This is a genomic window from Bacillus thuringiensis, from assembly GCF_022095615.2.
GTDB classification, from domain to species: Bacteria; Bacillota; Bacilli; order Bacillales; family Bacillaceae_G; genus Bacillus_A; species Bacillus_A cereus_AG.
On record NZ_CP155559.1, the window covers coordinates 2,641,988 to 2,654,852 of the forward strand.

Sequence of the window (12,865 nt, forward strand, 5' to 3'; positions counted from 1 at the left end):
CCCGTTTTTAAATTTCAATTTTCTGTTTTTTAGAGATAAAAAAGGACAAGTAGCCAATCTGACTACTTGTCCTTTTTGTTTATCTGTACTCAATACAATTAAGCTTGAAATGTTTCTGTTAATACTGGTACGATTTGTTTTTTACGAGATACAACACCTTTTAAAGTAGCAGTGTTGTTTTGTAGAGATACGTTGTATGCTTTCTCAACAATGTTTGATGCTTTACCGATCGCAAGACCGACAGAATCGTTAGTTAAGATATCAGTTACAACGAATAAGAATAGGTCTAAACCTTTTTCTTCTACTACTGCAGAAATAACTTTTTCAAGTTCCGCTTGGTGTACAAGAACGTCGTTTGTATCAACAGCGTTTACTTGTGCGATTTCAACTTTCGCATTACCCATTTGGAATTCTTTAGCGTCAAGAGAGATTAATTGCTCCATTGTTTTTCCGCTTAAGTCAGCACCAGCTTTTAACATTTCTAAGCCGTAGCTATCAGCATCTACACCAGCGATTTCTGCTAATTCACGAGCTGCTGCTACGTCTTGCTCTGTGCAAGTTGGAGATTTGAATAGTAAAGAATCTGAAATGATTGCAGATAACATTAAACCTGCAACTTCTTTACGAATTGTTACGCCGTTTTCTTTGTACATTTTGTTTAAGATTGTAGCTGTACAACCAACTGGCTCACAACGGTAGTAAATAGGATCGCTTGTTTCAAAGTTAGCAATACGGTGATGGTCAATAACTTCTAACACACGAACAGATTCGATATCGTTAGCACTTTGTTGACGCTCGTTATGATCAACTAAAATAACGTTGTCCACTTCGCTTGCAACTGTCTCAACAAAACGCGGTCCTTCTACTTTAAAATAGTCTAACGCAAATTGAGTTTCACCGCTGATTTCGCCTAAACGTACAGGCTCAGCATTCATTCCTAATTCTTTTTTCAATTCTGCATATGCAATTGCAGAACAAATTGCATCTGTATCTGGGTTTTTATGCCCGAAAACTAGTACTTTTTCCATGTTTTCCACCTCTTCATGAAAAGGATATCTTAAAGAAGCAAATATGACAATATTTAAAGCCCATTTTTTTATAAATAATTGCACTTTCTACTATATTTTTCATCGTTTTTCGTAAAAAAGATCATCTAAAATGAATTAGATGATCAAAATGTATTTTTTATTTAAAATAGTGTAGGAACTTGCACTACATGATTTAGCGCAAAATTCGATGCGAAACCGTTATTTACAAGGTTAACATCTATAACTTGATAAAACGCATTCCCCGTATCTGCAATTTCCCATACAGCTAAAATAAGGTGATAGCCATTTCTATCAGTAGGCACATTTGCTTCATGTGTTACGGAAGTTCCTGGTCTTGTTCCCCCATCATTTTTCACATAAAACGGTACTAAATCTAAATCAGACCTTGTTAAAGGCTTATTTGGATTCCAATCTTTTTTCGTAATATAGTATTTCCATTCTTTCGTACTATGAGGTGCGGTTAGTTTCCACTTAAATGTATTCGTCCCGCCGTTTAACGTAACTTTCTTCCACCTATCAACTGTTTGAACGTCTAAAGCAGGAAAATGGCCAGCTCCTGCAATTTGTCCATCAGAAGGTCCTAATTGTGGGAATCCACCTATTCCTTCTACACTTTGCGGCTCGTATTGAATCGGACCGCAATTTACATTTACCCCTTGCTTACATAAATAAGAGCGGCTCGCTGGTGATTCAACATATCCATGAGCGGAAGCTTTTTCTGAAAAACCGAAAGTTAACAATCCCGTAAGTAATATACCACCACTTAATATAACTTTCTTCACCTTCTGTAAACCTTTCGTTTTCATCCCGTCATCCCCTTTCCCATAATAAAACGAAAATAACTATAGTTGCCTAGTCATCTTCTCTACATTCATTATAAGTCGAGGTACGTAACTAAAAGAACCCTTTAAAAACTTTCTCAAATTCATTGAGTACATTAAATAAATATTATTGATACATTCAAATAACACCGCTATAAAAATATAGGCGGTGTTAAAAATCGGAGTTTATTATTTTTAGCATAATAGCTTTTTATCATAACTTATAAAACTTTATAATAAAGAACTGTGGCGTCTAAATCACCACTCGGAGAAATTGCGTATTCTGGTATTTTTCCAGCTTCTTTATAGTCTAAAGATTTATACAATCTATTGGAAGGGTCTCCTTCTCTCGTATCTAGTACTAAAAGAGACCTATTTTCTTGTTTTGCTCGCTCCTCTGCTTTTTGCATAAGTAAACGTCCAATACCATTACGTCTAAATTTTGGCTGAGTCATTAACTTACAAATTTCAGCTCTATGAACCCCATTAGGCTTTGTAACTAAATGTAATTGAATACTCCCTGCGATTTCATTATTTATTTTAGCAACATACAAGATCACTTCTGGTGCTAATACAGTTTCCCAATACTGCGCTGATTCTTTTTGTTCTAGTGGAGGTAAAAAACCAATTGACGCCCCATCATCTACAACCGTTTTCAAAAGTGTAGAAAGCTCCTCCACATCATTTTTTATTTGCTTAATCTCTTCCATTACTACATTTTGCATTACTAATCCCCCTTTTGTTTCATTGTACCAAGTTTTAAGGAAGGAAAAACGAATTACTAAGATGAAATTATGTAAGATACAATTTTTTAGAGAAAGGATACATATATGAAGTATATATTAGATAGGACATACGCAAGAGAATTACTCGAGTGGGCAAATGAACAAAACCCCGGTCCGTGGTTCGAACATTCACGTAATGTTGCCCTTGCAACTGAAAAAATAGTTGTGGAACTTATTAATAATGGACATGATGACCTAAATGCTGACATAGCATATAATGCTGCTCTTCTGCATGATATAGGAAGATATAAAGGTTTTACTAAATCTGTTATTCATTCCTATGATGGTTATATGTATATGAATGATTTAGGGTATACAGGAAACGCGATTATTTGCGTGACACATTCATTCCCGTGCAAAAATGAGCATTTAGAAATAGCAGCGGAGTGGAGCCTTGTTCCTGATTATATGGAAAGCCGATTAATTGAAATATTAAATGAAAATAGCGACTACGACTTATACAATAAGATCATTACCCTTTGTGACGCACTTGCTGATGCAGAAGGCTTTACTACTCTTGAAAAAAGATTAATTTCAGTTGGTTTACGACATGGAACAACCTCTCATTCCTCTTTACATTGGAAAGGTTTCTACACAATTAAAAATGAATTAGAATCTTTAATTGGTAAAAGTATATACAGAGTTCTTCCTGACGTAGAGAAATCGATTTATAAAAATATGGAATATTAAATTACATTGAACTTAAAAACGATGAAAAGTGGAGGGATTAACCATTAGTAAAATAGGTTTTGACTTAATAAATCATGAGGACAACTTTGATCATGGCTATGGAGATATCGAAGAAATATCTATGAGGTGTAAATTTTCTAACTGCTCTCATACAAATGAACCACAATGCGCAATTAAAAAAGCTATTTCTGACGGAATTCTTACAGAAGATATAATGAATAGTTATTATAGAGATACGAACGAATTCGAATATGTATCTAATCAAAAGAATAAAACAAAGGCCATTGACTATATGAAACAGTTAAAACTATTTCGAAAAGATTAGCATACAATAAAAAGTCTCCCCTTTTCATTTTAAGGTGAGACTTTTTATGTTTAAAAATTAAAATTTTGCTGCACAGCCTTACAGTAATGCCGTTAAATAGAATTCCTCACTTAAAAGATTGAATTTTCAGTTTTTTAACTTTACAATTTCAGACTATCATCCACTGTTACTTTCTCAGTAGAGTCTTTTCTTGCAACCTCTTTACTTCTTTCTTCCCAAAATGTTAATCCTTCAATTCCTACATTTTTAGGATCAAACACTGGATCTTTCCCTTCTTTTTTCTGCGCTTCATAATCTTTTAACACTTTTAATGCGATTTTACTTAATAGTAGAATCGCGATTAGATTTAACCATGCCATACTACCAATTCCTAAATCACCAAGATTCCATAAAAGCGACGCTGATTCTACGCTACCGATGTAAACCATAATTAAAAATCCAATTTTTAAAACTGGTTTTAACCAGCTATGTTTCAGCTCACGATCTAAATAAGTAAGTGTCGTTTCAGCGATATAGTAGTATGCAAGTAACGTTGTAAATGCGAAGAAGAAGATTGCAATTGAAATGAATAATGGACCAAACCCTGTCATAACAGTTTCAACTGCTTGTTGTGTATAGATCGGACCTGCATCAACATTCCCTATGTTTTTTACAATAGCGTTTTTCCCTTCAGGTATAACATTATACATACCTGTTATTAAAATCATAAGAGCTGTCGCTGTACAAACAACAATTGTATCGATATAAACAGAAAATGCTTGAACTAACCCTTGTTTTGCAGGATGAGATACTTCAGCTGCAGCGGAGCTATATGTCGCTTCTCCTACACCTGCAACATTTGAAAATACAGCGCGCTTTACGCCCCATGCGATTGCTGCACCGACGATTCCGCCAAACATTTCATTTACACCAAAAGCACTAGAGAAAATTAAAGCGAACATACTTGGAATTTCTGTTACATTCGCAATTAATACGATACATGTAACAATTACATAGCCAATTGCCATAAATGGAACAAGCATTTGCGAAACGCCAGCAATTCTCTTTATGCCGCCAAAAATGATCGCTGCTAATAATACGACTAACAATATACCAGTTATATATTTGCTAATGCCATTAGAGTTTTCAAAACCAACTGCGATACTACTAGATTGAATGCCTGGTAGTAAAACACCATATGAAAGTGTTACAACGACCGCTACAATGACTGCAAACCATTTCATTTTCAGGCCTTTTTCAATGAAATATGGTGTACCACCGCGGTATTCATTCCCGACTTTACTTTTATATACTTGAGATAATGTTGATTCCACAAATGCACTCGCTGCTCCTAAAAGTGCCATTACCCACATCCAAAATACAGCTCCAGGTCCGCCAAAAGCGATGGCTGTCGCGACCCCTGCAATATTACCTATTCCGACCCTACCTGATAAGGCTAAACAAAATGCTTGAAAGGATGAAATTCCCGTCTCCGAGCTCTTCCCTTCAAATAATAGTTTAATCATCTCTTTAAAATAACGAATTTGTAGAAAACGAGTGGCAATTGTAAAATACACACCTGCCCCTAATGCGAAAACAACTAACCCAATACTCCATACTTGACCTACTAACCACTCTACTAATTGCTCCATCCAAATCCCCCTTATCATTCTTTTGGAAATTATTTTATATATAAGAAAACGGACAACTATTATTAAACCTTACAGTTGTCCGCCTATCTCATTATTTCATCCCTCTATTTATTAACAGTTAGATTCTCTATTACTTTATATTTACCCAAACGCTTTTCACTTCTGTGTAATTATCAAGCGCATATGAACCTAGCTCACGACCGATACCAGATTGTTTAAAACCACCAAATGGTGCAGCTGCATTTTCTAAGTTATAATCATTAATCCATACTGTTCCTGCCTTTAATTTATTGGCAACTTGATGACCTGTTTTAATATTTTGTGTCCATACGCCTGCAGCGAGTCCGTATGAAGAGCGATTTGCTCTTTCGATGACCTCTTCTGTTGAATCAAACGGAAGTACAACGACAACCGGTCCAAATATTTCTTCTTTCACAATTGTCATATCGTCAGTAACATTTGTGAATACCGTTGGCTGTACAAAATAACCTTTTTCAAATGCACGCTCACCACCAGCCGCAACAGTAGCACCTTCTGCTTTTCCTTGTTCAATGTAATTTAGCACACGCTCTTGTTGTTTTTTAGATACGAGTGGACCCATTTCAGTTTCCGCCTCCATACCCGCTCCAAGCTTCACTTCATTTGCCATTTTTACAAGTTCATTTACGACTGTTTCATAATGCTTTCGATGAACGAAGACTCGAGATCCTGCGCTACAATTTTGTCCGTGATTATACATAATACCTTGGAACGCACCGTTAATTGCTTCTTCTAAGTCAGCGTCTTCTAAAATGATGTTTGGTGACTTACCACCAAGTTCTAACGTTACATGTTTAATTGTTTCTGCAGATTGTCGCATAATATATTTCCCTGTAACTGTTGAACCTGTGAAAGCTACTTTATCAATATCATGATGGTTTACAATTGCCGCTCCTGCTTCTTGGCCGAAACCTGGCACAAAGTTTACAACACCATTTGGAAAACCAGCCTCTTTAAAAAGCTTCGCTGTATACAGTAAAGATAAAGGTGTTTGCTCTGCTGGTTTTAATACAATCGTACAACCTGTTGCAAGTGCCGCTCCCATTTTCCAAGAAGACATTACAAGTGGAAAATTCCACGGAATAATTTGACCTACAACGCCAACCGGTTCATGGCGTGTGTAATTTAAGTAATCTTTTGAAATCGGAATTGTTTGCCCGATAATTTTTGTAGCCCATCCCGCGTAATAGCGATAATTTTCTACAGTCGCTGCAATATCATCATCAAGTGCTACTTGATACGGTTTTCCATTATCTAAAGCTTCTAGCTGTGCTAATTCTTCTCTATGCTCTTCAATTAAATCTGCTAATTTATAAATAAGATGCGCTCTTTCAGCAGTAGTCATTTCCGCCCAAGGGCCGGTTTCAAAAGCAAGTCTTGCCGCTTTTACCGCAACATCGATATCTTCCTCTTGCGCTTCACATACGACAGCCAGAACATCTTCTGTTGCTGGATTGTACGTTTCGAACGTCTTTCCACTTATTGAAGGAACAAATTCACCATTAATAAACATTTTAACTTCTTCATTTAAAAACGCTTTCACTTTTGGTTTCAGTTCAATGTTTGTCGTTAACATATATGCTCTCCTCCTTATTTAAACAGCTGCATGAGCTGCGATTTTTGAAATAATCGTTTGAAGTTTTTGATCTTCTTCTTCTGTTAATCCTAATCTTGGATAGCGAGAAGGTCCTCCAGCTTGCCCGTGTAATTCCATTGAACGTTTAACGATTTGTACATATTTTCCTGATCCTTCAAGAAACTCACAAAGAGGTAAAATCGCATCGTTTATTTCCCAAGCTTTTTCTAATTCACCATTTTGGAAATGCTCATACATTTTCGTAACAAGTCCCGGTACGATATTTCCTGCTACTGAAACCCATCCCGTCGCACCAACTAAATAAGATTCCATAACTAAATCTTCAGATCCACAGAAAACTTGAAAAGCACCTTCGCCTTGTCTTACTAAATCTCTTGCTTTTCGAATATCTCCGCTAGATTCTTTAATATGTGTAACATTTTCACATTCTTTTCCAATACGTAACATGAGGTCTGTACTCATATCAACACCAGATGTAAACGGATTATTGTATAACATAATTGGTATATTTACAGCGTTTGAGATTTCTTTAAAATGAAAATAAATTTCTTCTTCTTTCGGTTTACAATAGTATGAGTTAATAATTAATGCGCAATCCGCTCCGTGCGCTTCTGCATGTTTCGTATATTCAATCGTTTCTTTCGTCGTTTCTGCTGCAGTCCCAACAATAACCGGAATACGGCCATTAACTTCTTTTAATACTGTTTCTACCATTTTAAATCGTTCTTCTTTTGATAAACTAACAAACTCTCCTGTACTTCCATTAATAATAATCCCAGCTACTTTTTGCTCAATAAAGTAGTTTACGTTTTGTTTTACACCGTTCCAATTAATTTCTTGAAACTCATCCATCGGTGTGATTAATACTGGAAATGCTCCTTTAATATTTTTCATATTTATCTCTCCCTTTACTATTTTATTTTAATAAAAATCCTGTCGGAAACGGATCTGTAGAGTCTAATAGAAACGTCTGCATACCTGTAATAAATCCTCTACTTTCAAAACGGAAAATGTAACCTGTTTCTTCCTTCTTCACTTTTTCAACTGTTATAAAACTATTAAATATACTTTCATTTATAAAAGGTTTATCCGCCATATAATTATTTTTAAATAACGCATGAACATAAGACACAATAGTAGAAACAAAACCTGGCGAACGAACGATAAAGTTATCTTCATGAAATGTAATCGACTTTATATGGTTCTTTTCTTTTTCCCCGGAATCTACTAAAATAAGTCTTTTTATAAATGACTGCTTTTGTATAGCTTGTAGTGTAGCCCCTCCCCATTTTTTTAATTTAGAGATGTTTTCAATACTAATTTCTGGCGAATACAAATCCTTTTCTACAACTGCATATACTTTATCTGCCTGAATGAGAGAGTAACTTATATTACCAACTTGTAAATTTTGCTCAATCATATAACATAATTTACTTTCAAATGAAACAGATACAACTTCATCATTCTCTACACACGCATGGACTGAAAATATGCCAGATAACGTTTCGATTTTGTATTGATTCGTCTCTCTCTTTTTTAAATACCCGCTTTCTAATAACATCGTTATGACTGCGACAATGCCTCCATAATGAAGCGGAATGGCTCCTTTATGATTAAAAAATAATACAGCTGCATCGACTTCCGTATGAATAGAAGGAACGACAATACATCCATTTAAACCGATAAAACCGCGTGGTTCATTTAATAAAAGCTTCATTTCTTCTGCTAATTCACCTGAAAATTGTTCATTTAAATGTTCTAAACTGTAGTAGTATTTGCATGGTACATCTTTCATTACACGAAATGCTTCACCATTTACATGTACGTCTACTGCTGTATACATTTTTTGAATGTTCATTTTACATCCTCCGTTTCATGTTCCATCGGCGGAATTAGCAAAAAGCCTTCTCTAAGTGGATCCTTTTCATTGTAAAAAAATCTATGCATCCCCATAAGCCAAGCTGAGCCTGTAATTTTCGTTACGACAGCTTCCATATTTTCAACATTTGTCGTATTTATGACGCATCCTTTAAATAGAGAGCCAACGATACTCTCGTGAACAAACTCTTCATTAATCTCAATTTTTTGATTAGCGTATAATACCGCTAACTTCGCTGATGTTCCTGTACCACATGGAGAACGATCAATTCCTCCTGGTGGAACGACAACTGTATTTTTCACATGCGCACTTTCATGAGTAGGACTTGTATAAAATTCAACATGGGTTAATCCTCTAATAAACGAATGCTGCGGATGAATGATTTCAAATTTCTCATTAATGATATTTCTAATATGAATTGCCTTATCGATGATTGTAGATCCGTTTTCTGGTACTAACTCTAAATCTACTGACTTTGCATCGATAATGGCATAAAAATTTCCTCCATAAGCAATATCAGCCTCTACAGTTCCAATTCCTTCGACTTGTACAGTAATATGTTTCAGTAAAAAAGCTGGTATGTTACAGAAAGAGACTTCTTTCGCTTTTCCATCTTGAACAAAAATATCAACTTCAACTAAGCCAGCTGGCGTGTCTAACTTTAATGAGGTAATCGGTTCAACTACCGGAATTAAACCTGATTCAATTAAAGCTGTACATACACCAATTGTATCGTGACCACACATCGGTAAATATCCACCTGTCTCTATGTAAATAACACCAATATCTGCTTCAGGATGACATGGATCTGTTAATAGTGCTCCTGACATTACATCATGACCACGCGGTTCATTCATTAACAATTTGCGAATCCAGTCATATTCCTTTTTCATATGTAACATCTTCTCTGCCATCGTCTCTCCAATTAACTGAGGCAGTCCGCTAATCAATGTTCTCGTTGGATTCCCACCCGTATGTGTATCAATCGTCGTAAAGACTCTTTGTGACCTCATCCGTTTAACACCCTTTCTGTAAAACGACTCAAACGAAGTGGTTCAATAGGAATGATTGTTTCCTTTTCGTTTAATAACTCTTCAATCACTTTCCCAGTAACTGCGGCAAGACTAATGCCATCCCCTTCATGCCCTGCTGCTATAAAGTAGTTCGGGATATGTTCCACACGTGAAATGATCGGCAAATGATCTTCTGTCCACGGACGTAATCCAGCATATGAACGAATCACCATCATATCCGCCATTTTCGGATAAAAACGAATTGCTCTGTTCGCAATACATTTAATAACCTCGTTATTTATCCTCGTATGAAAACCTACAAACTCTCTACTACTACCAATTAAAAAATTTTGGCTTTCTGTCGGCTCAAATACAAGAGCTACCCCATATTTTTCAGTTAAAGCATCCACTTTTCGTTTTCCACCAAATTTAGAAATTAAATAACCAAATTCCATTACTTTACGACAGCCAACGTGTTGTTGCCTTGAAGCTACAATAATATGCCCTTTTCTCGGCTCAATTGGTATATTTACATCCAACATTTGTCCGATTTTCGGAGCCCACACACCAGTTGCGTTCACCACTTGCTTCGCAGTAAACGTCCCACTTGTTGTTTCAACAATAAAAGAACCGCCTACATCTCTTTTCATTTCTTTTACTTCCGTATGATTAAAAGCTTTCGTACCAAATTTCTTCGATTCTGCAAGAAGTGAAAAAGCAAGAAGATATGGATTTACAGTCGAATCTGTTGCGCATTCTAACCCGCCTAATAAATCATCTGCGAAAAATGGTGATTCTTCTCTTATATCTTGCCTATCAAGCATTCGAAACGGTAATCCAGCTTTCTTTTGACGATTCACCCATTGCTGTGCTGCTTCCATTTCTTCGTCTGACTCACATACGAGAATACTTCCTGGCGCCCTATATTCAAACGAGTGCTCTAACTCTTCACTTAAATCAGTTACTAATTTTTGACTTACTAACGACATTTGACTATCAAAACCTGGGTCTTTATCAATAGCCAAAATATTCCCGTCACACCGTGAAGACGTCCCACTGACAAATTCCCCTTTTTCAATGATTGTCACGTCTCTTCCGTATTTTGAAGTGTAATAAGCGATAGAACAGCCTATAATACCACCGCCTATTATTAAAACGTCACAGTGCCTCACGTAGCACCCCTCCCTTCTTTTTGATCCCTCACTTTCTTTTATGCAATTGACGTGCCAGCTTTACATATATACAATTTTTATAAATAATATTTTTATTTGTAAAAATATTTTAAATTTATCGTAAATAGGTGTATTATTTTTTTATCACTGTCAAAATTTTTATACATAACAGGAGGACAATATGGTATTCTCATTTCCCACAATAAAAGAATTTCTAAAAACTTTATCAATTGATCATACATACAGCTTGCAACATATTGAGCAAGTTAACGAAAAGTATTATTACCGCTCTTCTACTAAAGAAGAATATAACTGCGCAGCAATATATGAAAATGACTCATTCACTGCTTTAATTGACGCATTTTCTAATGAAATGGCCGTTATCGTAATGAACGAAAATAAAGAGCCTATATGCTGTATAACGGCTCAGCAAATCATTCCGTTTCTTGTTAAGTCTTACTATGAACTACAATCTTTTTATAACGCCGTAATACAAACAACTGATTCTTCCGTTACAGTCATCGATGATAAAGAACGTGTTCGTACTTGGACAGATGGCGCCGAAAAGATTTTTTCAGTCAAACATAATGAAATTATTGGGCAACCTATCACTCGTTTTTTTGACTATAAAGACTTGGAAATTTTGCAATCATTACATGACGGAAAAAGCATAATCGCTCAGTTCCATCAGCCTCGTCCAGATTTGTTCGTATTAATTAACTCAAATCCAGTGTATTGTAACGATGAAATTATTGGAGCAGTCGTTTCAGAAACTGATGTTACAAATCAAGTTGCTTTAAATGAAAAACTATTTAATATGTCACATGAAATGCACCGATTAGAACTAGAGGTAGCAAAATATAAAGATGAATCAGATCCTTTCCTTGCAATGAATGGAAAAAGTCCTGTTATACAAAGAACAATACAATTAGCTCGAAAGGTTTGTTCAGTGAAATCAACTGTTTTAATACTCGGCGAAAGTGGTGTTGGAAAAGAAGTATTTGCGAAAGCGATACATGAAGCAAGCGAGGCCGCTAAGGCACCTTTCATTTCAATTAACTGCGGCGCCATTCCAGAAGCATTATTCGAAAGTGAATTATTCGGGTATGAACGCGGGGCGTTTTCTGGTGCAAGTAGTAAAGGAAAAAAGGGTAAAATAGAGCTCGCGCAAGGCGGTACATTATTCCTTGATGAAATAGGAGAAATGCCGCTCGATATGCAAGTAAAGCTTTTACGTGTACTACAAGAACGAAAATATTACCGAGTTGGTGGAGAAAAAGAGATTAATATCGATTTCCGCATTATCGCTGCTACAAATCGTGATTTACAAGAAGAAATGAGAAAAGGCACGTTCCGAGAAGATTTATACTATCGCCTCAATGTAGTTAGCTTACATATTCCACCGCTGCGCGAAAGACGCGAAGATATTATTGAATTAACCTATTCTTTTTTAAACGATTTTTCAATCAACTATAACAGACCAATTCGTGACTTACCTTCAAGTATTATGCATGAACTACTTCATTACAATTGGCCAGGTAATATTCGCGAGCTTCGTAACGTTGTTGAAAGACTCGTCGTATTTGCGACTGACGGTATTATAAAACAAGAATATTTACCATTTCATACAACTGAAACGGTAGACAATCATACGACTCATTCCCTATTGCTCAGCAACAATCATACAATCCTCTCTTTGCAAGAAGAGATGGAAGAGCATGAGAAAAAAGTCATCGAGAGGGCTTTACACATTTTAAATGGGAATAAATTAGAATGTGCGAAACAGCTCGGTGTTACGAGGGCCACCTTATATAACCGTTTAAAAAAACTTGGGTTACAATAAACCTCCCCTCCTCTATATTGG

The 12,865-nt window shown here is 35.9% G+C and carries 12 protein-coding genes; 3 read left to right on the forward strand and 9 right to left on the reverse strand.

What is annotated here, in order from left to right:
* Positions 1-98: 98 nt before the first annotated feature.
* The 3 genes from ppaC to KZZ19_RS13705 form a co-directional block, all read right to left on the reverse strand.
* Positions 99-1,028, reverse strand: a complete 930-nt coding sequence (gene ppaC / locus KZZ19_RS13695; protein WP_237980274.1) for a manganese-dependent inorganic pyrophosphatase — start codon at positions 1,026-1,028, stop codon at positions 99-101.
* Positions 1,029-1,189: 161 nt separating this feature from the next.
* Positions 1,190-1,855, reverse strand: coding sequence for a lytic polysaccharide monooxygenase (locus KZZ19_RS13700; RefSeq protein ID WP_088096652.1), 666 nt, complete (start codon positions 1,853-1,855; stop codon positions 1,190-1,192).
* A gap of 236 nt (positions 1,856-2,091) precedes the next feature.
* Positions 2,092-2,595: a GNAT family N-acetyltransferase gene (locus tag KZZ19_RS13705; protein WP_237980272.1), complete on the reverse strand. Its 504-nt coding sequence runs from the start codon at positions 2,593-2,595 to the stop codon at positions 2,092-2,094.
* A 105-nt stretch (positions 2,596-2,700) separates the two neighbouring features.
* On the opposite strand from KZZ19_RS13705, the gene KZZ19_RS13710 reads away from it, so the two are divergent.
* Positions 2,701-3,345, forward strand: a complete 645-nt coding sequence (locus KZZ19_RS13710) for an HD domain-containing protein (RefSeq protein WP_088096654.1) — start codon at positions 2,701-2,703, stop codon at positions 3,343-3,345.
* Positions 3,346-3,373: 28 nt separating this feature from the next.
* A complete protein-coding gene (locus KZZ19_RS13715; RefSeq protein WP_098342051.1) occupies positions 3,374-3,670 on the forward strand; it encodes a hypothetical protein in 297 nt (98 codons plus the stop codon).
* Positions 3,671-3,810: 140 nt separating this feature from the next.
* On the opposite strand, the gene KZZ19_RS13720 is transcribed toward KZZ19_RS13715, so the two are convergent.
* From KZZ19_RS13720 to KZZ19_RS13745, 6 genes are all read right to left on the reverse strand, one after another.
* Positions 3,811-5,301, reverse strand: coding sequence for an alanine/glycine:cation symporter family protein (locus tag KZZ19_RS13720; RefSeq protein WP_237980269.1), 1,491 nt, complete (start codon positions 5,299-5,301; stop codon positions 3,811-3,813).
* A 130-nt stretch (positions 5,302-5,431) separates the two neighbouring features.
* Entirely contained in the window at positions 5,432-6,916 is a 1,485-nt protein-coding gene (locus KZZ19_RS13725; RefSeq protein WP_237980267.1) for an aldehyde dehydrogenase family protein, read from the reverse strand.
* Positions 6,917-6,934: 18 nt separating this feature from the next.
* Entirely contained in the window at positions 6,935-7,831 is an 897-nt protein-coding gene (gene dapA, locus KZZ19_RS13730; RefSeq protein WP_088096658.1) for a 4-hydroxy-tetrahydrodipicolinate synthase, read from the reverse strand.
* A 22-nt stretch (positions 7,832-7,853) separates the two neighbouring features.
* Positions 7,854-8,795 (reverse strand): proline racemase family protein, encoded by a 942-nt coding sequence (locus KZZ19_RS13735; RefSeq protein WP_237980265.1) that lies wholly within the window; start codon positions 8,793-8,795, stop codon positions 7,854-7,856.
* The gene (locus KZZ19_RS13740; RefSeq protein ID WP_237980264.1) at positions 8,792-9,829 is read right to left on the reverse strand and encodes a proline racemase family protein; all 1,038 of its coding nucleotides are present in this window, start codon (positions 9,827-9,829) and stop codon (positions 8,792-8,794) included. The genes KZZ19_RS13735 and KZZ19_RS13740 overlap by 4 nt, the downstream gene beginning before the upstream one ends.
* Positions 9,826-11,001 (reverse strand): NAD(P)/FAD-dependent oxidoreductase, encoded by a 1,176-nt coding sequence (locus tag KZZ19_RS13745; RefSeq protein ID WP_088096661.1) that lies wholly within the window; start codon positions 10,999-11,001, stop codon positions 9,826-9,828. Before KZZ19_RS13745 ends, KZZ19_RS13740 begins: the two co-directional genes overlap by 4 nt.
* 181 nt (positions 11,002-11,182) lie before the next feature.
* On the opposite strand from KZZ19_RS13745, the gene KZZ19_RS13750 reads away from it, so the two are divergent.
* The gene (locus tag KZZ19_RS13750) at positions 11,183-12,844 is read left to right on the forward strand and encodes a sigma-54 interaction domain-containing protein (RefSeq protein WP_237980262.1); all 1,662 of its coding nucleotides are present in this window, start codon (positions 11,183-11,185) and stop codon (positions 12,842-12,844) included.
* Positions 12,845-12,865 lie beyond the last annotated feature (21 nt).

Excerpts from the sequence above, each read along its gene's own strand:
- KZZ19_RS13725 (WP_237980267.1), bottom strand. The coding sequence starts at position 6,916 with ATGTTAACGACAAACATTGAACTGAAACCAAAAGTGAAAGCGTTTTTA.
- KZZ19_RS13750 (WP_237980262.1), top strand. The coding sequence starts at position 11,183 with ATGGTATTCTCATTTCCCACAATAAAAGAATTTCTAAAAACTTTATCA.
- ppaC (WP_237980274.1), bottom strand. The coding sequence starts at position 1,028 with ATGGAAAAAGTACTAGTTTTCGGGCATAAAAACCCAGATACAGATGCA.
- KZZ19_RS13720 (WP_237980269.1), bottom strand. The coding sequence starts at position 5,301 with ATGGAGCAATTAGTAGAGTGGTTAGTAGGTCAAGTATGGAGTATTGGG.
- KZZ19_RS13710 (WP_088096654.1), top strand. The coding sequence starts at position 2,701 with ATGAAGTATATATTAGATAGGACATACGCAAGAGAATTACTCGAGTGG.
- KZZ19_RS13705 (WP_237980272.1), bottom strand. The coding sequence starts at position 2,595 with ATGCAAAATGTAGTAATGGAAGAGATTAAGCAAATAAAAAATGATGTG.
- KZZ19_RS13700 (WP_088096652.1), bottom strand. The coding sequence starts at position 1,855 with ATGAAAACGAAAGGTTTACAGAAGGTGAAGAAAGTTATATTAAGTGGT.
- KZZ19_RS13735 (WP_237980265.1), bottom strand. The coding sequence starts at position 8,795 with ATGAACATTCAAAAAATGTATACAGCAGTAGACGTACATGTAAATGGT.
- KZZ19_RS13740 (WP_237980264.1), bottom strand. The coding sequence starts at position 9,829 with ATGAGGTCACAAAGAGTCTTTACGACGATTGATACACATACGGGTGGG.
- dapA (WP_088096658.1), bottom strand. The coding sequence starts at position 7,831 with ATGAAAAATATTAAAGGAGCATTTCCAGTATTAATCACACCGATGGAT.